At 62.1% G+C, this 21379-nt stretch carries 18 protein-coding genes and 1 pseudogene; 9 read left to right on the top strand and 10 right to left on the bottom strand.

Features of this window, described 5'->3' with window-relative positions; genetic code table 11:
- Positions 1–169: 169 nt before the first annotated feature.
- Positions 170–3118 carry an ATP-binding protein gene (locus tag AB4Z16_RS26785; RefSeq protein WP_441514364.1) on the top strand — a complete coding sequence of 983 codons (2949 nt, stop codon included), beginning with the start codon at positions 170–172 and terminating at the stop codon, positions 3116–3118.
- An 18-nt stretch (positions 3119–3136) separates the two neighbouring features.
- Positions 3137–4771, top strand: coding sequence for a response regulator receiver domain (locus AB4Z16_RS26780; RefSeq protein WP_441514363.1), 1635 nt, complete (start codon positions 3137–3139; stop codon positions 4769–4771).
- Between the two features lie 189 nt (positions 4772–4960).
- Here AB4Z16_RS26780 and AB4Z16_RS26775 read toward each other — a convergent pair whose 3' ends face one another.
- The 6 genes and pseudogenes from AB4Z16_RS26775 to AB4Z16_RS26750 form a co-directional block, all read right to left on the bottom strand.
- Entirely contained in the window at positions 4961–5311 is a 351-nt protein-coding gene (locus AB4Z16_RS26775) for a helix-turn-helix domain-containing protein (RefSeq protein ID WP_441514362.1), read from the bottom strand.
- 32 nt (positions 5312–5343) lie between these two features.
- Entirely contained in the window at positions 5344–5763 is a 420-nt protein-coding gene (locus AB4Z16_RS26770; protein WP_441514367.1) for a type II toxin-antitoxin system RelE/ParE family toxin, read from the bottom strand.
- A gap of 496 nt (positions 5764–6259) precedes the next feature.
- Positions 6260–7075, bottom strand: a pseudogene (locus AB4Z16_RS26765) (3'-5' exonuclease); the annotation flags it as partial.
- A 559-nt stretch (positions 7076–7634) separates the two neighbouring features.
- The gene (locus AB4Z16_RS26760; protein WP_441514361.1) at positions 7635–8549 is read right to left on the bottom strand and encodes a hypothetical protein; all 915 of its coding nucleotides are present in this window, start codon (positions 8547–8549) and stop codon (positions 7635–7637) included.
- 76 nt (positions 8550–8625) lie between these two features.
- Complete coding sequence (locus AB4Z16_RS26755) at positions 8626–9639, bottom strand: L,D-transpeptidase (protein ID WP_441514360.1); 1014 nt, start codon at positions 9637–9639, stop codon at positions 8626–8628.
- A gap of 117 nt (positions 9640–9756) precedes the next feature.
- Complete coding sequence (locus tag AB4Z16_RS26750; RefSeq protein WP_441514359.1) at positions 9757–9978, bottom strand: hypothetical protein; 222 nt, start codon at positions 9976–9978, stop codon at positions 9757–9759.
- A gap of 307 nt (positions 9979–10285) precedes the next feature.
- Between AB4Z16_RS26750 and AB4Z16_RS26745 the strand changes: the two genes are divergently transcribed.
- From AB4Z16_RS26745 to AB4Z16_RS26735, 3 genes are all read left to right on the top strand, one after another.
- Positions 10286–10585 (top strand): PepSY domain-containing protein, encoded by a 300-nt coding sequence (locus AB4Z16_RS26745; RefSeq protein ID WP_441514358.1) that lies wholly within the window; start codon positions 10286–10288, stop codon positions 10583–10585.
- Positions 10586–10600: 15 nt separating this feature from the next.
- On the top strand, positions 10601–11137 hold the full coding sequence (locus AB4Z16_RS26740; RefSeq protein ID WP_441514357.1) for a hypothetical protein: 537 nt from the start codon (positions 10601–10603) through the stop codon (positions 11135–11137).
- A 72-nt stretch (positions 11138–11209) separates the two neighbouring features.
- The gene (locus tag AB4Z16_RS26735; protein WP_441514356.1) at positions 11210–11449 is read left to right on the top strand and encodes a hypothetical protein; all 240 of its coding nucleotides are present in this window, start codon (positions 11210–11212) and stop codon (positions 11447–11449) included.
- Between the two features lie 296 nt (positions 11450–11745).
- Here the strand turns inward: AB4Z16_RS26735 and AB4Z16_RS26730 are convergent, their stop codons facing one another.
- Together AB4Z16_RS26730 and AB4Z16_RS26725 are read right to left on the bottom strand one after the other, a co-directional pair.
- The gene (locus tag AB4Z16_RS26730) at positions 11746–12354 is read right to left on the bottom strand and encodes a cysteine hydrolase family protein (RefSeq protein ID WP_441514355.1); all 609 of its coding nucleotides are present in this window, start codon (positions 12352–12354) and stop codon (positions 11746–11748) included.
- Positions 12355–12770: 416 nt separating this feature from the next.
- Complete coding sequence (locus AB4Z16_RS26725) at positions 12771–13265, bottom strand: YciE/YciF ferroxidase family protein (protein ID WP_441473914.1); 495 nt, start codon at positions 13263–13265, stop codon at positions 12771–12773.
- A 356-nt stretch (positions 13266–13621) separates the two neighbouring features.
- Here AB4Z16_RS26725 and AB4Z16_RS26720 point away from each other — a divergent pair, with 356 nt between their 5' ends.
- The 4 genes from AB4Z16_RS26720 (at position 13622) to AB4Z16_RS26705 (ending at position 19892) form a co-directional block, all read left to right on the top strand.
- On the top strand, positions 13622–14836 hold the full coding sequence (locus AB4Z16_RS26720) for an MFS transporter (protein WP_441514354.1): 1215 nt from the start codon (positions 13622–13624) through the stop codon (positions 14834–14836).
- A 75-nt stretch (positions 14837–14911) separates the two neighbouring features.
- The gene (locus tag AB4Z16_RS26715) at positions 14912–15964 is read left to right on the top strand and encodes a glycosyltransferase family 4 protein (RefSeq protein WP_441514353.1); all 1053 of its coding nucleotides are present in this window, start codon (positions 14912–14914) and stop codon (positions 15962–15964) included.
- 63 nt (positions 15965–16027) lie between these two features.
- Positions 16028–18277, top strand: a complete 2250-nt coding sequence (locus tag AB4Z16_RS26710) for an amylo-alpha-1,6-glucosidase (protein ID WP_441514352.1) — start codon at positions 16028–16030, stop codon at positions 18275–18277.
- Positions 18278–18632: 355 nt separating this feature from the next.
- The gene (locus tag AB4Z16_RS26705) at positions 18633–19892 is read left to right on the top strand and encodes an NRAMP family divalent metal transporter (RefSeq protein WP_441514351.1); all 1260 of its coding nucleotides are present in this window, start codon (positions 18633–18635) and stop codon (positions 19890–19892) included.
- A 73-nt stretch (positions 19893–19965) separates the two neighbouring features.
- Here AB4Z16_RS26705 and AB4Z16_RS26700 read toward each other — a convergent pair whose 3' ends face one another.
- The gene (locus AB4Z16_RS26700; RefSeq protein ID WP_441514350.1) at positions 19966–20862 is read right to left on the bottom strand and encodes a DUF6328 family protein; all 897 of its coding nucleotides are present in this window, start codon (positions 20860–20862) and stop codon (positions 19966–19968) included.
- Between the two features lie 9 nt (positions 20863–20871).
- Positions 20872–21330 carry a phosphatase PAP2 family protein gene (locus AB4Z16_RS26695; protein ID WP_441514349.1) on the bottom strand — a complete coding sequence of 153 codons (459 nt, stop codon included), beginning with the start codon at positions 21328–21330 and terminating at the stop codon, positions 20872–20874.
- Positions 21331–21379 lie beyond the last annotated feature (49 nt).

The raw sequence follows: 21379 nt of genomic DNA, 5'->3' as shown, positions 1-21379 counted from the left end.
GGATACAAGCCTCCCGCGCCAGAGGTCTTCATCCCCGCCATGACCGCGAGGGCGGCTGCGCAACCCGGACCAGCTACGCCGCCCGCGCTGGTGTCGAGACCAACCGTCCACTAACAATCACCTTGGACCAGCCGGCGGGGGCGGATCAGTTCGCGCCCGCGCGGTCGACATGCTGGGACGGCAGCAGATCGCGGGCATTCCCACCGCCATCCACGAGCTGTTCAAGAACGCGCACGATGCCTACGCCGATCGCGTGCGCGTCGACTACATCCACTCGCTCGATCTCTTCCTGCTCCGAGACAACGGCCTCGGGATGACCCGAGAAGACCTCGAGACGAAATGGCTGACGCTCGGAACCGAGAGCAAGGTCGGCCAGAACGATCCCGATGCCCCGTTCTGGACGGGCCCCGAAAACCTGCCGCGCCGGCCGGCGCTGGGCGAGAAGGGTATCGGTCGCTTGGCGATCGCCGCGATCGGTCCCCAGGTCCTGGTCTATTCGCGAGCGGTCAGGGAAGACGGCCTGCATAGGCCCGTCTGTGCCTTGGTGAATTGGTCGTTGTTCGAGCAGCCCGGATTGGATCTGGACCAGATCGATGTGCCCATCATCGAGCTCGACGGCTTCAGGCCGCCGAGCCAGCAGGAAATCGATGGGCTGGTGTCGGCTTGCCTTGCCAATGTGGAGGTGGTCGGCGAAGTGCTCAGCCCTGATGCCCGTGCGCGCATCACCAACGAGCTGAAGGGCTTCGTTGTCGACCCCGTCCGGGTTTATGCCGCGCTTGGCGGGATGGGCCTGGGCAAGGACTACGGCACCCACTTCCTGATCAAGCCGAGCGCTCCCGAACTCGCCCTCGATTTGGCTTCCGACCAGCTCTCGGCGGACGGCGCAATGCCGCTGCAACGCTTCCTATTGGGGTTCGGGAACACCTTGCACGGTCAGGATCAGGCGCCGCCGATCGTGGCTGAGTTCGTCGACCATCGTGCCGACGGATCCTCGGAGGACCTGATCGGGCCGTATGCGTTCTTCTCGCCTGAGGAACTGGCATCCGCGGATCACCATATCAGCGGAAGCTTCGATGAGTTCGGCAGCTTCACCGGTACCGTTCGCATCTACGATCAGATCGAGCATGCCTACAAGCTAGCGCCGCCGAACGACATAACAGGCCTGACCGAGTGCGGTCCGTTCGAGGTTAGCTTTGCTTACGTCCAGGGCACCCCGAAGGACACCCGCATGCCACTCGACGAGTGGAAGCGGCTCAGCGACAAGCTGGATCGGATCGGCGGCCTCTACATCTATCGGGATGGTATCAGAATCCTCCCGTACGGGAATTCCGACGTCGATTGGCTGAACATCGAGCGTCGCCGGACGCTGTCGGCACAGGATTGGTTCTTCTCCTATCGACGGCTGATCGGCGACGTCGTTCTCACGCACGCCGCCAATCCAAATCTCGTGGAGAAGGCCGGCCGCGAGGGCTTTCGCCAGAACAAGGCTTACCGCCAACTCGTGGCGATGCTGGAGACGCTGTTCCAGCGCTTGGCTCTCGATTTCTTCCGCGAGACGGCCCGGATCTCGACGGATTTCGACGAGATGCGGAAAATCAAGCAGCGCGAACACGCGATCCTCCAGAAGCGCGCCAGAAGCGTCGCGAGCGCCAAGGCGGATTTCAACAAGGCGTTGGAGGGCTTTTTCGAGGAAGCGCGCAGACGCACCTTCGAAAATCGATCACGGGAGTTGCAAGCCGAATTCTCAAACAAGCTCGAGGCCATACGTCATGAAACCAGGCCGATCGTTGCCGGGGAGCAACTGCTCGCTCTCGAAGAGAATCTCCAGGTCGCCACGAAGAATCTGCGCGACAGCATCGCGATCACGCGGCCGAGGCAGTTCGGGTTGAACAAGCGCCAGAGCCAGGACTGGCAGGCCTACACCCGGGAGCGGACGCGGCTGATTGCCGACCACTACAACCCGTTGGTCGAGGAAATTACGACTCGAATTCGAGAACTCTCGGCGAGCGGGCATGCCCAGGTCGACCCGCGCCGGAGGTTGGATGAACCGGTACGCCGCGAGTCCGATGCGGCACTGTCATCTGCGGGCTCTGCCAGGAAACAGGTGAACTCGACGCTCGAGAGGTTCGACGACGAGATAAAGGCGACGATCAGGCGTTCATGGGGGGATTTGAGCAACCAGGTCGAGTCCGTGAAATCGGATCTGGCCCGCACCGAAATCGCGACGCTGACGCCCGAGGACATCGAGAGGCGTCGCGACAGGCTGATCGAGCAGGTGAGGGGAGCTGCCGAGCGGTCTACCCAGCTCATGCAGTCGCTCGGCGAGCAGCTCACGACCATCATGGCCGGTCTCGATGACCCGGTGTCGCCTTCCGAAGTTACTGCGGTGCTCGAGAGCGAGAACGAGGAACTCCGAGAGCGGGTCGACCAGTACGCCGATCTGGCGCAGATCGGATTGGCGCTCGGGCTGGTCCAGCATGAATTCGCAGGCCAGGTTCGGAACATCAACCGTGGCCTGGAAGCGCTCAAGCCCTGGGCGAGCAAGAATCGCGGCCTCGAGGATCTCTACGGTCGGCTCCGGGTCAGTTTCGAGCATCTGGAGTCCTACCTCCAGCTATTCACGCCGCTGAACAGGCGTCTGCATCGTCGCCGCGTTCCGCTGGCCGGGATCGAGATTGAGGAATTCCTTCGGACCGTTTTCGGCCCGCGACTGGAACGACACGGCATCGAGTTGATCGTGCCGCGGGAATTTCGGATCGCGACCGTCACAACATTCCCATCCACGATCCTGCCCGTCTTCGCCAATGTCGTCGACAACGCGATTTATTGGCTCGGCCAGAGCCGGGATGGATCGCGGACGATCACGTTGGGCATCGGGCACGGCCGACTGACGATCTCGAACAACGGCCCGGGAATCGATCCACGCGAGGCAGAGCGCATGTTCGAGTTCGGGGTCAGCAACAAGCCGACCGGCCGCGGCATGGGCCTTTATCTTTCCAGGGATGCCCTGCGGAAGGAAGGCATGGATATTCGGCTGGACAGAGCGAGCGTGGACATCGAGCCGACCTTCGTAATCGATGTGGCGGTGGACATGCTCGATGCGTCAGGGGGGCAGTAATTGGACGCCAGGGCAGAGGTGAAGAAGCTGAGCTTCGACGATTACGGCAAGAAGGCCGCGAAGCGATTTCTCAAGACGGCCATCGTTATCGATGACGACATCATCGCTCCTCCGGAGGCCACGCCAACCGATCCTGTGGACGCTCCAGACTTTGCCGCAGGCGGGGAAGAACCAGCCGCGGCGCCCGGGGAGTCGGCAGCGAAAGCTGCCGCGGTAGGGGACCCCGACACGGGCTCACCATCGGACCTACTTATCAAGCCACTTGCCGATGCCTTTCTCGACAATCAGATCGTCTGTGGCGTTCTCAAGCCAATGGCGTCGGACAAGGACGAGGATGTCGTCTCCCGAGCGGTCAAGGCAGCCGCGGTTGCCGACATCGTTATCGTCGATTGGTACCTGCGCAAGACGGATGACGAGCTTGCGCTGGCAATTCTAACGGACATTTTGAAGAGCGATCAGTCTCGCGAGGGACGACTTCGCCTTATCATCGTGTACACGAGTGCTGTTCCTCTCGATGACCGGCGGAAGAAACTGGCGGCGCACCTAAAGTCCAATGGTATCCAGTGCGAGTTGGACGCCAACGAGGATACGCTGATCGGCGCTGCCAATTGCAGGATTCGCTTCGTCCAGAAGAAGGTGGGGAAACAGGGAAAGCCCGTTGAATCCCTTCCCGAATTGGCTGTCGCTGAATTCTCGCAATTGAGCAGCGGGCTGCTTTCGAATTTTGCATTGCTGGGCATTGGCGCATTGCGCGACGCCACCCATCACCTGCTGGCGACCTTCCATCGCAGGTTGGATCCGGCCTTCGTCGGGCACCGCATGCTCTCGCCGGACCCCGGCGATGCGCGCGGATTCGCGATGTCCCTGTTGATGCTCCAGATCAGGGGGACGTTGTCACTTCCTAACCGGTTGGGCGGCTCTCTAGGGCACGACGAGATCGAGGCCTGGTTTGATCACAATTTCGCAGGAGAAGGCATCGAGAAGGATCTCGAAAAGCTGAAGCTCAAAAGGGAAGACCTTAAAACCAAGGTCCTTGCGGGTGGTTGCGAAGACCATCAATTTCATCAGGGGCTCTTCGTCCCGGGAGGTAATGGCGATCCCAAGAGCGCAGAGCGAACCGCTAGCCAGGATTTCGCTCGGCTCGCGACCTATGTTCGGGAGTTCAAGGGATTCACCGCGTTGCCCGAAGGGTGGTTGCCGACTTTGACCTTGGGAACGCTGGTTCGAACGATGGAGGCCAAGCCTCGCTACTTTCTCTGCGTCCAGCCAGCGTGCGATACCGTTCGGGTTGAGGAAGCGCGCTACTTTCCCTTCATTCAGCTCGCGGTCGGAGGCAAGAAGGGCGACAATATTGTTGTCCAGGCGGAAGGAGGGCGGGTGCTGCTCAATGTGAAGAAGGAACCCGGCGCCCGCCATTACGATAAATTCGCGCCGGACCCGGAAACGCGCAGTATTCGAGCCTTTGCCAGAGTAGAGGGTGGCGTGATCCGGGGGTATTCCTTCAGCGCCTCCGAAGGCCGGGTATACGAGTGGGTCGGCGATATCGATTCCACGAAGGCGCAGCGGATCGCGGTCGACCTCGCAAGTACGCTCGCCCGTGTGGGCATCGACGAATACGAGTGGCTACGCCGAGGCGGGGCCGCTAAGGGCTGATCGCGCTCTCGCTCGGTGTCACGTCGGCTCGGAGGATCGCTGTCGATCTTTTCGGCACGCTCTGACGGATCGGTATCGAGGCATATGAGAATGGCTATGCCGGGCTGCCGCCGAGGAACTGACGGCGTCGTATCCCGGCTTCCGCCGGGCCATAAACCTCCGACGATGACGATACCGAGCAGTTCGCCTTTAGAGGGAGAAGGCAGGACCGCTCTGCTCGGTGTCCCCATAGAACAGATCGTCGGAATCTTGCTCTTGTTCGCTGACAGTCGTCATGCCGGGGCGCCAGTCCGGCTCTTCGATCAAAACCATTGACACCGTCACGCCAAGCCTATTCAGGATGCGGCATAGACGTTCGGTGCTGAAGTCACGGAATATGCCCCTAACCAAGAGGGAAACCTTGGGTTGAGGTAGGCCGATGAGGCGAGCGGCTTCGACCTGGGTCAGACCGCGTGTCTCGATGACGGATGCGATCTTCGATACCAGATCAGCCTTTGCGAGGTGCTCTTCGGCGTTGTTTACGCCGAGGTCTTCGAACACGTTCCCGCTTCCATATGCTACCATTTTTTCCATCAGCGTCCTCCTTGCGGCTTCCGCATGCTTCCGTGTCCGGGCATAGAACGTCGCCGGGACGCTTCGGATTCTGCTTCCATTCCTGCGATTACCTTGAGGCCTTCGGGCGTCTGTCTAAAGACTCTCAACCGCTTAAGCCTGTCGGCAATCCTGTCGATGTCCTTCTTCGGGGTACTTATCCCCGAGCTAGCTCGTTTCTCAAAGATATCAATAACCCAAAGACCTTCGTCGAATTCGACGGTCACGGCGCAACGGTATGTGTTGCCGTCATCGCCTTCGGCAACGATCTTGATGAGGTCTGAAATCCTCTGATCTTCTCCAAACCTCTTGATATGCCTGTCGTTTCCATGCTCGCCATTCTGGAGGCGTCGCAATCGAAAGCCGACCTGATCCTTTATATCCTCCGGCATGCTCTGCATTTCCTCACGAGAGGGCACGAACCATCGTAAGGGCCTTGGGATGCCGTTCATACTTATACCTCTTCCGGTATATGTCAATAACTGCACGATCGCCGGAGCTCTCGCAAACGACAACGTTGCCCCACTCTCGGCCGAACGGCAGTGCCATCCTGGGAAGGGTTGGTATGTGCTTCTGAGAGTTGATTGAATGCGCGGCCTGGTTTCGGGATTGCGGGCAACGCCGTTGGCGCGCGGTTCCCGACCCTTGAAACGCATTCGGATCGCCGCGACTTCATCGGAGGGAACGATCCGTCCGCCATGGTAATGACGGAACGCGCGGGCGAATCTCTCCTGGGGAAGCAGATCCGCATCCGTCCGACCGGGCCGAGCGAGGAGCCAATGCGGTAAGGGATTTCCCACTCTGCCAGCCATGTTTCGACGGCGCGAAGCTTCATGTCGAACCCGGCCCAGGGAACCTCGATCTCGATCTGATGAGGCCAGCTATCGGCCTGACCGATTATCGCCACATACCCCGCATCTTGGCTCGTACGTCGACCTTGGGGTCGGCGCTCGGCGTCCGGCCGGTTTCCGTCCCTGAGGTGATCGGCCAGGCGATCCGCTCGAAATGACCGAGCAAGCCATTCGGGATGAACCTTGTGCGGTTGGCGTAGACGTGGCGGTCGCCGGTCCCGGATTGGCCACTGGTAAAGAAGCGCTGTGGCACGACGAGATGCAGGTCGTCCTTCGCCCGCGTCATCGCGACATAGAGCAGACGGCGTTCCTCCTCGATCTCGTCCCTCGATCCAGTCCCCAGGTCAATCGGAAGGCAGCCGTCGACGGTGTTCATGACGAAGACCGATTTCCATTCCTGGCCCTTAGCCGAATGGATTGTCGACAGGATCAGGTAGTCCTCATCGAGGTGCGGTACTCCGGCCTGGTCGCTTGTCGCATCGGGGGGATCGGTCAGGAAGCGCTCCCGGGAAGGGTAGCCGCTGGCGATCTGCTCGAGCTGCACGAGATCGGCCTGCCGTGTGGAAGCGTCCTCATGGATCCGTTCGAGATGCGGCTCGTACCACCGGCGAGCGCGCTCGATTTCACTGCGCCAGCCAGCGCCGCCCGAGCGGATCTCGGTGACTGCTGCGATGAACCCGGGCCAGTCTTCGCCGGCGCGCTGTGGGGCAGGGGCGTTCTCCAGTGCTTCGATGGGCGAGGTGGCCTGTGCGATGTGATCGAGGACGCGCTGCGCTGACGTCGGCCCGACGCGTGACTGTCGCGGAACCCGACGAGGACGGAAACCCGGTCGGACGTGTTTTCGTCGGTTTCGCACGTGCCGGTGAAACACGCGCATTGCACTGCGAGTTCGGTCCGCTCGCTCCAGGCGCGCTTGCTCACCTGGCAATTCAAGCGGCTATCGCCTTTGGCCTGTCGCAACTCGGCGACGAAGCCGCGGCTTCAGCACTCGATAGCGCGTTCGCCAGTTAAACTGCCGCATGTCCCGGGTAGCGGCGGCATCCGTTAGTGCTCATGTCATCTGCGGGTCGTCGATGTTTCAAGTTCCAGTTACGAGGATCCCGCGGCGAGAGTCTCTGCGGACTGTCGGTAGCGCCCGACTGCGCGTCTCTTCAGATCACCTTCGCCTTCTGCAACGGTGACCAGCGAGGCCACGATATAGGCCAATCGGGTTCTCTCCATTTCGTCACGCGCGCTGGGAATAGTCGATTTAATTTCGTCCCACGCAGCATCCAGGGCGGCCTGTGCTCGCGCGAGATCAACCGGATCGTTCAAGGATGAGAATGGCATGGCTCCTTCCCCGCAGCTCGTGATCGGAATGCCGAGAATTTTAGCGCGCCGGAGCGTTTTGCCAAGATGCCAAAGCCAAAGCAGAAAGGGACTCAACTCGCCGGATCGTCGGAACGGCCGCGACGACGTCGAGTTTCTCGAGCGCGCTCCAATGATCTCGCCGCGCGGCGCGCGATGCGCAATTGCTCGAGCGTAGGTTGCCACCATCCTCGGAGGAGGGCGCTCACCGCGGCGGGATGTCGAGCAGGCCAGGTTTTCACAAGTTCGTCGTGCGTCGGGCGACGCCACAATGCCCAGACCAGATCGTCGGGTTGTCCGGTGCTCCAAGGGTAATGCCGGGCGGCGGTCTCTGCGGGAACGACCTCGCCGGTAACCTCAAGGACGACGAGCGGTCCTTCATGGGACATGAGCACTCTGTCGAGCGGCGGCTGCTCGCTCGCCGGGACAGGATAGCGCCGGCGGCGGCGCTCAGTCATCGCTGCTTTGGCGTCTTCGTACTCGGGCGAGGATTTCGCCGCTTCGCGCCGTTGCCTTCGAACTTCCGGCTCGCTGCGTTCGGCGGCGGCCTCGATCGCCGGCCATCTCCTGCGAAGTTCATCGATCGATCGAAACGGCACGTGCCAAGCCTTGTCTTCTCCGTTCCACCAGGCCCACGGAACCGCGCGCAATTCCTCGACGACGGTTCGTGAATAAGGGGTGCGCACGACGATCTCATCCGCGACCTCCAGATAAGGGCTGACGATCGGCTCGAACGAAAAGGAATCGCGGCCGCGCTCATCCGCGAGGGTGAATACACTCGGGAGCTCACGATCGAGCCATCGCGCCGCGCGAAGCATCGCCGTCGTGCCTGGTATCCGCCAAGCAGCTAGATCCTCACTCCAGCGCGCTCTCGGAAAAGCTTCTCGAAAGCGTTCCACGACGGCGGCATCGAACGGGAAGGAGACGATGGCACCCCCGCCTTCATCATCATCGCGAATTTCTATGTCGTCGCGTGCACGCCCGACCATCGTCCTATGATCCCGCGGTCCAGAGCGATGACCCCGGCTCGGGCAGGGCTTCACCCGGCAGCCCAGGTGGTCTCGGCTAGTCGACGAAACGTACCATTGTGCCGGGCCTGACGAGCTGGGCCAATTCCTCAGCTTCCCAATTTGTGAGCCGGACACAGCCATGCGACGACGCCTTGCTGATCTTCGAGGGCTCAGGCGTACCATGAATGCCGAAGGTCGGCTTCGACAGCTCGATCCAGACCGTGCCGACCGGGTTGTTGGGCCCTCTGGGAAGCACCAGGCGGCGCTTGTTCTTGCCCTGCTGGAAATTCTTGACCGGGTCGTAGTGATAAGTCGGGTTCTTCACGACCCTGACCACCCGGTATTCGCCCTCTGGCGACGGGGTGTCCTCGCTGCCGATGGTGGCCGGATACATCGCGATGGCCTTTCCGGTTGCATCCAACGCTCGCACCATGCCGTTCCTCTTGTCGGCTTCGACCATTCGAGCCTCGTCGGGAGGGAGGGGGCGCCCGACCGAGACGACGTGCAGCGTTTCCTCGCGCTTCCGATAATGCGTTCGCGGGTTGAGCTCCCTGAGAAGGCCTTCGCTCATGTGAAAACGTTCGGCGAACATCTCCTGCGCGTTCCTGTAGCCGAGCCGCTTCATCCTGGCCTGACGGGCATAATCGTGAGGAATGCGCCTGACGAACCGGGTTTTGACGTCCTCCTTCGTCACGACATAATCCGCGACGATGTCCGCGCTGACGTCCCCTTTGAGCGCCTGCCAGGTCGCGGCGTCGATGATCTCGCCGTTCCCGAGGTTTTCGCGGCGGCGGAACTGGTCGATGGCCTTTCGGTAATTGTCGCCATCAAGCCCGTCGATCTCCCCGGGAGAGACCCCCTGACGCGCCAGTAAGACCTGAGCCTTGATGATCGATGCGTTTGGCCGCGTCAGCTTGGTCCTCGTGACAACGGGAAGGCCTGCTCGATTCACCTCATCGGGGGTGAGAGATCTGGCGACAGACGGAGCCAGCAAGACGCACCCGCACACCAAGGCTGCTTGGAACTTCTTCAGCAGCGCGAAAACGGATCTAGGCACGGAAATCACCATCGCTGGTCCCACGCACGGCCAACGCGATGTTTCATCCCGGGGTTCCGCGACGGCGTTGCCGCGAATACTGGCCGATCAACGAGGGCTGTTGCTAAACCTCGATCCGTCCAGCCGTGCTTAGGCGGAAGCCGATTGACGATATTGGAGCAGGACGCTCTGAGTTAGCTCGTCCTCGTCGAGCGCCATCGGCACGGAGGCCGTCACCAGATAGGCAATTCGGGTTCGCTCCTTCTCGATGTCCGCTTCGGGAATTGTATCCCTCACCTCGTTCCAAACGGCTTCCAACGCTGCATACGCCCGAGCGAGATCTGCGGGATCACTCATGGACGAGAACGGCATGTTTCTCTCCCAACAATGAACTTGGCGAGGAAGATTTAGGTCAACGAAGCCAGCGTGCAAGCTCCATTCCCCGGATGCCGGCCCTGCCTTTGACTGGCCTCTCCGGATTGGAACGACCATGATCATTCCGAAGACATTTCGATCAGCGCACGAGCCCTGAATCCTTGGAGGATTGGCTGCCCTTCAGGCAAGGCAACGACGATTCCGCAGCCCGGTTCAGTCGCTGGTCGCCTGGGAACAGAATCCGTCCTTGTATCGTTCGAATGGTACCCCGCGGCGCTTGCCGCCTCATCGAGGACCATTCCCCATGAGAAAGCTCATTGCACTTTCTTTCGTCGCGATGGCGACCGCATTCACTGCGCACGCCCAGACATCGACCACTTCGCCCATGCCTGCACCGAAGGGCGAGGCCGACAAGAACGCTCCGTTGCCGGGAGCCAACAGCTTCACCGAAGGACAGGCCAAGAGCCGCCTGGAAGCCAACGGGTATTCGCAGGTCGGACCGCTGACCAAGGATGCGAACGGCATCTGGAAGGGCAGCGCGACCCATGGCGGAGCGAAGGTGAACGTCACCGTCGACTACCGCGGCAACATCACCCGCCAGTAACTCGGGAGACAGCAAATGACCCAGACCCTAACCCGTTCCTATGACAGCTACGAAACCGCGCATTCGGTCGTCGAAGCCCTCGAAGCCGAGGGCGTCAGCCCCGCTGACATCAGCCTGATCGGCCGGCACGCCAAGGCCGATGACAGCAATGCGGGGGAAGGTGCCGGGATCGGCGCGGCCCTCGGCGGTGCCGCGGGATTGCTTGCCGGTATCGGACTGATTGCGATCCCCGGGATCGGCCCCGTGGTCGCTGCGGGCTGGCTCGCATCGACGGCGGCCGGGGCCGCCGCAGGTGGTGTCGCCGGCGGCATCGTTGGTGCCCTGACGAGCGCCGGGCACAGCGTGGAGGACGCGAACTACTATGCCGAAACGGTGCGCCGCGGCGGCTCGGTGGTTTCGGTTCAGGTGGCCGACGAGCAAGTTCCGGCAGTCGAGGCGATCCTGGACGGCGCCACTCCGATCGATCGCGATGCGCGGCTGGCAGAGTATCGTGCCGGGGGCTGGAGTCGTTTCGATGAAACGGCCGCACCGTATCGCCCGCCGGTGATCTGACGACGTCGGAGGAGCCGCGCACCGCCGCGCGACTCCTCCGCTGGGGGTTATTCACGAATGGAGGGGCTTGCCATGGCCAGGAAAACGAGGTCGCCTACGCCGGAAGGACGCGACCCCGACAGTGGGTCCTCCGTCGCATCCGATCTCGAGAGCATCGGTATCCATACCGACGAAATGGCTGACGCAGTCCAGGACCGCGTCAGCGAATTCCAGGAATTGCTCGAGGACGAAATCCGGCAACGTCCGCTTCGCGCTTTGGGATGGGCTGCTGCCGCGGGTTTCATTCTCGGCGTGATGGCCGCGCGAAATTGAGCCGATGTTCCGCCGCACTTCGAGTCGCTTTCGCGGACGTGCGCGGATGCTCTTTCGGTGAGTGGCGGGTCAGGATTCTGGAAGCGGGAAGATGCGCCAGGACGGATTCCAATGTGATGCCTGCGGATCGGCAAGCGTGCGGATTCCGCAAAATCTGACGCCCAACAGCGAGGTCTACTGTAACGGGTGCTCCAGATCGTTGGCGACGTGGTCCGAGTATCGGTCGATGATTGCTTCGTTGCTTCGTGGCCGTGTCGGCGGGCCGATCGCCGATCCGCTCCCAGGCTGACCGTCCGCTACCGCCACTGTGCCAGAACCTCGTCCGTGGTGGCGGCCTCGATTTGCTGGCTGAAGCGAGAGAGGTACAGCTCCATCAGCGCGTCGTGCGTTGCGTCGGATGAACTGCACAGGGCGTCCGTGACCAGCACGACCCTCAGGCCTCGATCGACGGCTCCAAGCACCGTCGCGAGTACGCAGACATCGGTCTCGCCGCCGGTGATGATGACCGTTTCGATCTGGCGTTCCCCGACGAAGTGATCCAGGCGGCCTTCGGTCCAGGGTGAGTAAACTCTCTTGTCCAGCACATGGGCGGGCGGGACAAATCGTTCGAGAGAAGGCAAGAGGCTGACGGCTTCAACACCCACCTTCTCCAGGGTCACCTCGGGCCATCTTCGATAATAGCGCTGCCACGTGCCCCGCCCTTCACCCTGGCGGTCGGCAGGTATGAAGCGGGTGAATAGAGTCCGTTCCGGATTGGAGCCGCAAAGCTCCTCGACCGCCGGCAGGACCTTCTGAAGCCAAGGGAACGCCCACGGGTAGCCCGGACCGAAAAGACGCTGCATGTCGACGCAAAGGTGGACGCAGTTGCACCCGAGCTCACCATGCACCAGCCCGTGGGCAGCCATTGCTCATCCCTTCAACACGATCTCCGGCGATGAGGCGCCGTCGATCAGTCTGATCGTTTTGCTGGGTCTCTCGGACGCCACGCCATTGGTGGCGGATTCTAATCCGCTCGCTTCATCCTTCTCCGTGAGACCCTCGGTATCGCCCCGTTCGAACGGGGATGCGGTTCCGTGGGGTTGAGAGACCTCGGGTTTCGTTCCGCGCTCTGCCACTTGGCGACGGCGGCTTCGACCACCCCGCGCGCCGGTTCGAGAAGGTGGGTCACTGCCGCGCTGCACGTCAGGGTCCAATCGTTGCCTGAGCGGCGGATTTCGAAAGTTTTCGTCATCAGTTCCCAAGCTCCCGGAGATTGCGAGATCGCTGAGGTTCGTCTGCTCCGGGAGCGGGCGCCTTCAGTGGCGATGCTTCAAAAAGGGCATCAAGCCGCCTTCTTATTCGCCGAGGAAATGCCGATCTTGGACAGAAGCTGGTCGGTCTTGGTTTCCTCGCTCAACGTCTGGTCGAGGAGGGCGACGGCCTGCTTCAGCCCCAACTCCTTGGCCCAGGTCTTGAGAGTGCCGTAGCGGGCAATTTCGTAATGCTCGACGGCCTGCGCGGCGGCGACCAGACCCGCATCGATCGCCGGGCTGCCCTCGAATTCCTCGATGATGCTCTTGCCCTCGTCGATGATGCCGAGGATGGCGTCGCAGGTCTTGCCGCGAGGCGCCTTGCCGAGAAGCTCGAAGACCTCCGCGAGCCGCTCGACATGGGTTTCGGTTTCGTCTCGATGGGTTTCGAAGGCCTTCCTGACCTCCGGCGAGCTGGCCGCGCGCGCCATCTTGGGCAAGGCCTTCAGGATCTGCTTCTCGGCATAGTAGATGTCCTTGAGCGTATCGAGAAAGAGGTCGTCGAGCTTCTTGGGTTCAGTCGCCATGGGAGCCTCCTGGCTGGATGTGAAAACCCCTAAACCGCACCGGTCGACTTCGGTTCCGGTCGTCGGCGGCGCGCCTTTCGCGGCCGAATGATGGAGATCGGAGTTCTGCGTCATGGGCTCTCTCGCCGTGCCGGCGAACAACTTCCCGGGGCACGACCAGTCCCGGACGATTGCGATTGGCGAATGTCGATCGGGGGCAGCGGATCAAAGCTTCGGCGCGCGGAACAGCGACCGGTCGAAAACGATTAACTGGCTGCGGTGGCCAAGGAAAGGAATTCGGCGGAGCGCCTCTATTTCGCTCGGGCCATGCTGATCGGTTGCCCTGGATCGGTGAAAATCGGTGAAGCGAGGAGCAAATGCCGCATCGGGCAAGCCTCGATTGGCTGAACTTCCTGCTGGCGGATCTGCGCGGCGCGCTGGGTCCTTACGTCAATGTCTTCCTGCTCACGGAGGTCGGCTGGGACCAGGCGAAGATTGGTGCCTTGCTCACCGCCAGCGGTCTCATCGGGATCGCCTTTCACGCGCCGATCGGTGCTTTGATCGACGCCACGCGCGCCAAGCGCGGTCTCATGATCGGTGGGGCCTGGCTCCTCGCGCTTCTGGGCGCAGGCATTGCGACTTATCCGACGATATCCGTCGTGTTCGTCGCGGATGTCAGCATGGCGCTCTTGGGGGCCGTCTTCGCGCCCACGATCGCGGCGATCACGCTTGGGCTTTACGGCGTGCGCGGCGTCGCCGCGCAGCTCGGGCGCAATGCCGCGTTCGACCGGCTGGGCAACCTGTTCATTGCCGCCTTGGCGGCGGTAGTCGGCACGCATTTCGGGCAACGCGGCGTCTTCTATATGCTTCCGCTGTTCGCCGGGCTGTCGATGATCGCTGTTCTTTCAATTCCGGCCGGCGCCATCGATCATCGGCGAGCTCGCGGCCTCGATGACGTCATCCCCGAGGACGGTCGGCCGTATCCGTGGCGGCAGTTGTTCGCTGAACGCCCCTTTGCCGTGCTGGCGATCGGCACGGCGCTGTTCCATTTCGCCAATGCGCCGATGCTGGCCCTCGCCAGCCAGAAGCTGGCGCTCGAAGCAAAGGGCTTCGAGACCGCCGTGACGTCGGCAGCGATCATCGTCGCCCAACTCGCGACTATACCGATGGCCTTCCTCGTGATGCGCGCCAACCGGATCGGTGGCAAGCCGCTGCTCATCCTGGCGTTCGCGGCTCTGCCGCTGCGCGGCATCCTGTTCGCCACGGTCGACAACCCCTACTGGATGATCGCCTTTCAGCTCCTCGACGGAGCTGGGGCTGGGCTGTTCGATGTGCTCCTGCCGCTCGTTCTGTACGGCGCGGTGCTGGGCAGCGGGCGCTACAACATGGCGCGGGGAATGCTCGGTACCCTTCAAGGGATTGGAGGAGCGTCGAGCTATGCATTCGCTGGCAGCCTGGTCGTTTGGGGCGGATACGGCGTGGCCTTTGCCGTGCTTGCTGGGGTGGGCGTGATCGCTCTCCTTCTTATTCTGATGGCCATGCCGGAGACCGTCTCGCGCATCCGAGCGGAAACCCGCATCGAAGAGTTCTGATCCCGAACTTTCGGCCCGGACCGGCGTTGAAAACTCGCCCGCGTTCGCGGGTTGGATTGGCCGGAGAGCAAGCGGATGCGGATCGCGCAAGTTGCGCCGCTGGCGGAGTCGGTTCCTCCGCGACTGTATGGCGGCACGGAACGGGTGGCGTCGTGGCTTACCGAGGAACTCGTGCGGCAAGGACATCGTGTCACCTTGTTCGCCTCCGGCGATTCCCGCACCTCGGCGGAACTGGTTGCCTGCGCACCGCAGGGCTTGCGGCTGGCAGGCATCCGAGATCACACGGCCTGCCACCTCGCCATGCTCGCGAAGGTCCGGGAACGGCAGGAGTCATTCGACGTCATCCATTTCCACCTCGATCTGCTCCAACACGCAATGTTCTCGGACCTGACCCACAAATGCGTGACGACCTTGCACGGGCGTCTGGACCTACCTGATTTCCTGCCGGTCTATCAGGCCTTCCCGCGGATGCCGCTAATCTCGATCTCCGAGGGGCAGCGAAAGCCGATGCCTGCCACCGCAAACTGGTTGGCGACCGTCCACCACGGCCTGGGACCGGGCCTATGTCCGTTCGATGCGCGGGGAGGGGATTACCTCGCCTTCCTGGGACGGATCACGCCCGAGAAGCGACCTGACCGCGCCATCGAGATCGCCAAGCGTGCCGGGATGCGCCTGCGGATCGCGGCGAAGGTCGACCCGGTCGACGAGGAATATTTCCGAAATCAGATCGCACCGCTCCTCGATCATCCCTTGATCGAGTTCATCGGAGAAATCGACGAGGCGCAGAAGGCCGGGTTTCTCGGCGGTGCCCGGGCACTCCTGTTTCCGATCGACTGGCCGGAGCCGTTCGGCCTCGTCATGATCGAGGCGATGTCGGCGGGAACGCCCGTGATTGCCTGGCGCAACGGCTCCGTGCCGGAGATCGTCAGCGACGGAGTGTCCGGGATCATCGTCGACTCGATCGCCGAGGCCGTTTCAGCCTGCAGGCGCAGCGCCGCCATGGATCGTTCAAAGGTGCGGGCCCATTTCGAGCAGCATTTCACCGCCGAGCGGATGGCCTGCGATTATCTCGCGGCGTTCGACCGACTGCTGGCCTCGTCACAGGATCGCGCCAGGGCCGCAGAATAGACGCAGAGACATGAGCCAATCGGCGGAACGAACCGCCTGGCCTCCGACGAGGAGGAGCTTCGAATGCATGAGCAGAACGTTGCCTCAAGGCAGCCGGAAATTGCCGGACGATCTGAGCCTTCGTCCGATCACGCCCTTGATGCGCATCCCTCGCTCGTCGAGCGTCCGCTTCGGACCTTGAAATCCGGCGATGCCTTCGCGGTTCTCGACAGTCATGGCGACATCGGCATCACGCCCGACACCTCCGAGGGGCTGTTCTGCAACGACACCAGGCATCTCTCGCGGCTGGAGCTGTTCTTCGAGGACAAGCGCCCCTTGCTTCTCGGTTCGGTAATTCAGGACGATAACACGGCCTTGACGGTGGATCTCGCCAATCCGGAGATTACCCGGGGAGACGGGTCGACCATCATCCCGCGCGACGCGATCGCGATGGAGCGGACGAAGTTCCTCTGGAACGCCGTCTGTTACGAGCGGGTGGGACTGCGCAACTTCGACCGGGTCCCGCACGAATTCACGCTGTCCTTGTCTTTCGATGTGGATTTTCGGGATCTCTTCGAAGTCCGCGGAATGAAGCGCGCCCGGCGCGGCGAGACGGAGACGCAGATCGCCTCGGGGACGGCCCGCTTCGCTTATCGCGGCCTCGACGACAGGGTCAGAAGAACGGTCCTGCGCTTCAAGCCGGAGCCGTGCCGGTTGACGAACGGCCTGGCTTCGTTCCGCTTCCGCCTCGAACCCGGCGAACGGACCTCGCTTCTCCTGACCGTCGCCTGTGATCTGGTCGATGCTTCGAGGGGCGATGTCAGACCCATCGGCACCGCGCCCGGTGTGCCGCCGCTGGATTTTGCCAAGGCCTACCAGGACGCCCGCCGGGGCCTTCGCGCGCTGACGGCCAACATATCGAAGGTTAGATCGTCGAACGCCCTCTTCACTGACCTTATGAGCCGATCGACTTCGGATCTTTACACACTCATGACCCACGGGGCTGACGGGCTCTACCCCTATGCCGGCATTCCATGGTTCTCGACCATGTTCGGACGAGACGGGATCATCACGGCGATGATGTTGCTATGGGCTGATCCGGCGGTGGCGCGCGGGGTTCTGCTGCATTTGGCGCGCGCACAGGCCGTAACCAGCGATCCCGTCGCCGATGCGCAGCCCGGCAAAATCCTGCACGAACGACGAAGTGGCGAGATGGCCAACCTGGGAGAGGTGCCTTTTGGATTTTACTACGGTTCGGTCGACGCCACGCCGCTCTTCGCCATGCTGGCAGGCCAGTATTTCGACCGTACCGGCGATCTCGCGACGATCCAGCAGCTTTGGGAGAACATCGAGGCTGCGCTCCTGTGGTGCGATACATATGGAGATCGCGACGGAGACGGCTTCGTTGAATATTTCCGGGAGACTGAAAACGGGCTCGCCAATCAGGGCTGGAAGGACAGCCACGATTCGATTTCCCACGCCGATGGATCGCTGGCAAGCGGCCCGATCGCGCTCGTCGAGGTCCAGGCCTATGTCTATGCCGCCAAACGGGCGGGGGCCGTCATGGCTCGCGCCCAAGGCCTCGACTTGCGCGCCGACGAACTGACGCAGCAGGCATCGGTGTTGCGGGAGCGCTTCGACCGGGCCTTTTGGTGCGAGGAAATCGGCTCCTATGCGCTGGCGCTCGATGGCGACAAGCGTCCCTGCCGAGTTCGTTCCTCGAATGCGGGACATGCCCTGTTCGGAGGCATTGCCTCTCCGGAGCGGGCTGAAGAGGTCGCTCGAACCCTCATGAGCGAAGGCAGCTTCAGCGGCTGGGGCATCCGAACCCTAAATGCCGGGGAAGTCCGCTACAATCCGATGTCCTATCACAATGGTTCGGTCTGGCCGCACGACAATGCTTTGATCGCCATAGGCTTCGCCACCTATGGCTTCAAATTCGAGGCGTCGCGCTTGTTCGAAGCCATCTTCAACGTCGCGACCCATCAGGAACAGCAGCGCTTGCCGGAGCTGTTCTGCGGCTTTTTGCGAAAGGCCCGCCGTGGGCCGACGGCCTATCCTGTGGCGTGCTCGCCTCAAGCCTGGGCCGCGGCAGCTCCGTTCGCGATGCTCTCCGCTTGCCTTGGCCTGGAGCTTCCTGCGGCGGCAAACGAGGTCAAGCTGGTCGACCCTGTCCTGCCGTCTTTCCTCGACGATGTGATCATTCACGAGCTGACCCTGGGCGGTTCTCAATTCGACCTACGCGTGCACCGGCACCAAAGCGACGTCACGCTCAACGTCCTAAAGCGCTGGGACGAAAGCAATGCGCGTGTCACGATGATCAAGACGAGATAGACGCAACCTGATTTGTAGGCGTCATGGCAGGCTCACTCAATAATTAGGAGATCTTCGGCGGCCCCTTCCGGCACCGGCCAGTGACCTCCATCGAGAACGCTCTACGCTGCGGTTCTCCGAAACGATGCCTAGCGCGATGGATGGGCCTCCATTTAATCAGAGAACCCGGTGCGTCGGGGCAGGAAACCGCTCGGAGGAACCGGTCGGGCGGCAACGTCGTTGATCGTGTTGCCAGGGCATATTCCGTCTAAATGCGGAGCCAACCTTTGCCTGGCGGGAGCTGCCGTCGGGAGCGCTACTCTTGGTTGCCGATTCCTCCTCTCGATCCGCTCCCGGGTCCGCGCGTGATCCGGTCGTGGAACCCAGCAAGCCCCGGTTGCTGAAGCTGTTGGGACCGGGCTTGGTCACGGGGGCGTCAGATGACGATCCCAGCGGGATTGCGACATATTCCCAGGCGGGCGCACAGTTCGGACATGCCGCAAGCTGGTCGCTCGTCCTGACCTACCCCTTGATGGTAGCAATCCAGATCATCAGTGCCCGCGTCGGACGGACGACCGGGCACGGAATCGCTGGAAATATCGCACGCTGCTATCCTAGCTGGGTCGCCTACGCCGTGACCGTTCCGCTGCTCGTCGCTAACGTAATCAATATCGGCGCCGACCTCGGCGCGATGGGCGATGCGCTGAAGATGCTGGTCGGCGGCCCCGCCCATATCTACGTCGTCGTCTTCGGCGCTATCTGCATCGGCTTGCAGGTTCTGCTCGAGTACAAGCGTTACGTCGCGGTTCTGAAGTGGCTTTCGCTGGTCCTGCTCACCTATGTCGCAACATTGTTCGTCGTAAAGGTCGACTGGCTGGCAGTTGCCACCAGCATCGTGCTTCCCAGGCTTTCCTTCAGTGCCGACTACTTGTCGATCGTCGTCGCGATCTTCGGGACCACCATCAGCCCCTACCTGTTTTTCTGGCAGGCTTCGCAAGAGGCGGAGGACCTCAAGGAGAAGCCGAGGGAGGAGCCCCTCGTCGAACATCCGGAACAGGCCGAACCCGCGCGCGAAAGAATTCAGCTCGACACCGTGATCGGCATGGCGATTTCCAATCTGATTGCGCTCGCGATCGTGACGACGACGGCCTCGACCCTGAACCCGGCGGGATTGACGGACATCCAGAGTTCGGTCGATGCCGCCAAGGCCCTAGAGCCGATCGCCGGCTCTTTCGCGAAGGTGATCTTTGCGCTCGGCATCCTCGGGACGGGAATCCTGGCCGTTCCGGTCCTAGCCGGATCGGCAGCCTATGCGATCGGCGAGGCGGCCAAGTGGCCGGTGGGTCTTTCCCGGGAGCCGCGCGAGGCGAAGGCCTTCTACCTTGCCGTCTCGATAGCGACGGCTATAGGCGTCGTCCTGAACTTCACGTCGGTCGACCCGATCAAGGCGTTGGTCTGGAGCGCCATCATCAACGGCGTTGTCGCCGTGCCAATCATGGTGATCCTGATGCTCCTGGCATCGGATCCGAAGATCATGAAGCAGTTCGTCATCGGGCACGCACTGAAGGTGCTCGGCTGGCTCGCCACTGCGGCGATGGCCGCGGCTGTCGTCGGCATGGCGATTACTGCGATTTGAGGAAGTGCCCACGGGGCCGGACGTTTCGAAACCGCCAAGGGTCTCGGCTACCTCGCAGGAACGCACGGGCTTCTTACTCTACGGCTGATCGACGCCACCAAGGCCATATGTGCCAGAGCCCAAGGAGCAGGACGGCGACAGTGATTGCGCTTGAGGCTGCCATCCAAGCGTGGTGGATGATCTTCGAAACCACGACATAGGTATCGGTCGCAAGCCCCAGGGCAAGGAACACGGTAGCGAGGAGCAGGAAACGGCTCGCCAGGCGATGGAATTCTGGTTCGTTCCGGCCAGCGTAGACGAGGCGATGGTAAGCCGCCGGGGCGATCAGGAGCGCGGTCGCGAGCGCGATCAACCCCAAGGCGAGGCCATGGATCTCCTTCAGGCTGGGCGATAGCTGCTCGAAGCTATTGGTCAACACGATGGCAAGCTGGAACCCAAGCAGGGCCTGAGCTCCCGGGAGCACGACGCGCGCCTCGGTCAGCACGTAGTCGATCTTGGCGTCGAGTGGGGTTTTCTTATCGGAGGTCGGCATGGTCTCCTCCTCGCTCGGATGATGAAAGAGTAATGGCCCAAACCAGATCGCCAACGGCAGCGCTGCGCCCAGCACGGCACCCACAATCCCCGCGCTCAGACCGGCGATCCGCGTTCCGGCAAGCCCGAGATCAAGTCCGATCGCGATCGCAAAGGCGGGCAGGGTGGCCACCGATACCCGGGTCAGAAACTCGATGAAGCGGGAACCGGCCTCGCCGTCCTCCGCGATCCGATGATGGGCGCTCGGGGTTATCAGCAACCCGACGACGACGATGATCAAGCCCAGGACGACGAGCTCGACCGCCTTCTCATTGCTCGATACCTTCGAGAACCCGTCCTGGAACGGCGCCTGGAGTTGAAAGCCCAAAAGGATTTGGGCACCCAGCATCATCATCCGGGATTCATCCAGGGCGGTCTTGGTTCGGTCGGCGAGAGCCATTTGCGCACTTCAAGTCTTCGGGTTCCGATCGGCAGCGTGCACCAGGCTCTCGGTCACGACGCCCAAGGCCTCTCCGGCCAGAACATCGCTGAGCCAGTGCGCCAGCAATCCCACGCGAGTCAGCGCGAGGAACGAAGCGACGCTCCAGATGAGCATGCGATGAGAGGGAACCATCCTCGATAGCGCGGCAGCGAGCGCACCCATGTGAACGGCATGTCCTGAGGGAAATGCGTCGAAGGCTTTCCCGGAGCGGGGTACGCCATGGCGATCGCCATGGATCTCGAGGCGATCCGGCCTTTCCTGGGCAATGACCTTCTTGAGAAGATGCGGCAGCACCGTCGTCGTGGCCATCGTCAGAAGTAGATGGTTCGCAGTACGGCGACCGGATGGCTGCTCCCCGCGCGAAGCAAGCCAGTAAAGCGAGACTGCCGGAAGCAGAAAGTGCTCGTCCGCGATGCGGGTCAGCAACTTCAGCGGTCGCTCGAGCCCCGGGGAACTGCCCCTGGCGATGAACTTG

Origin of the sequence: Allobosea sp. TAF32 (assembly GCF_052113585.1) — a bacterium.
Taxonomy (GTDB): domain Bacteria; phylum Pseudomonadota; class Alphaproteobacteria; order Rhizobiales; family Beijerinckiaceae; genus Allobosea.
This window is presented reverse-complemented; position numbering and strand designations above follow the sequence as displayed.

Excerpts from the sequence above, each read along its gene's own strand:
- AB4Z16_RS26770 (WP_441514367.1), bottom strand. The coding sequence starts at position 5,763 with ATGCAGAGCATGCCGGAGGATATAAAGGATCAGGTCGGCTTTCGATTG.
- AB4Z16_RS26755 (WP_441514360.1), bottom strand. The coding sequence starts at position 9,639 with ATGGTGATTTCCGTGCCTAGATCCGTTTTCGCGCTGCTGAAGAAGTTC.
- AB4Z16_RS26710 (WP_441514352.1), top strand. The coding sequence starts at position 16,028 with ATGCATGAGCAGAACGTTGCCTCAAGGCAGCCGGAAATTGCCGGACGA.
- AB4Z16_RS26760 (WP_441514361.1), bottom strand. The coding sequence starts at position 8,549 with ATGGTCGGGCGTGCACGCGACGACATAGAAATTCGCGATGATGATGAA.
- AB4Z16_RS26735 (WP_441514356.1), top strand. The coding sequence starts at position 11,210 with ATGGCCAGGAAAACGAGGTCGCCTACGCCGGAAGGACGCGACCCCGAC.
- AB4Z16_RS26720 (WP_441514354.1), top strand. The coding sequence starts at position 13,622 with ATGCCGCATCGGGCAAGCCTCGATTGGCTGAACTTCCTGCTGGCGGAT.
- AB4Z16_RS26785 (WP_441514364.1), top strand. The coding sequence starts at position 170 with ATGCTGGGACGGCAGCAGATCGCGGGCATTCCCACCGCCATCCACGAG.
- AB4Z16_RS26715 (WP_441514353.1), top strand. The coding sequence starts at position 14,912 with ATGCGGATCGCGCAAGTTGCGCCGCTGGCGGAGTCGGTTCCTCCGCGA.
- AB4Z16_RS26730 (WP_441514355.1), bottom strand. The coding sequence starts at position 12,354 with ATGGCTGCCCACGGGCTGGTGCATGGTGAGCTCGGGTGCAACTGCGTC.
- AB4Z16_RS26725 (WP_441473914.1), bottom strand. The coding sequence starts at position 13,265 with ATGGCGACTGAACCCAAGAAGCTCGACGACCTCTTTCTCGATACGCTC.
- AB4Z16_RS26740 (WP_441514357.1), top strand. The coding sequence starts at position 10,601 with ATGACCCAGACCCTAACCCGTTCCTATGACAGCTACGAAACCGCGCAT.
- AB4Z16_RS26750 (WP_441514359.1), bottom strand. The coding sequence starts at position 9,978 with ATGCCGTTCTCGTCCATGAGTGATCCCGCAGATCTCGCTCGGGCGTAT.
- AB4Z16_RS26700 (WP_441514350.1), bottom strand. The coding sequence starts at position 20,862 with ATGGCTCTCGCCGACCGAACCAAGACCGCCCTGGATGAATCCCGGATG.
- AB4Z16_RS26745 (WP_441514358.1), top strand. The coding sequence starts at position 10,286 with ATGAGAAAGCTCATTGCACTTTCTTTCGTCGCGATGGCGACCGCATTC.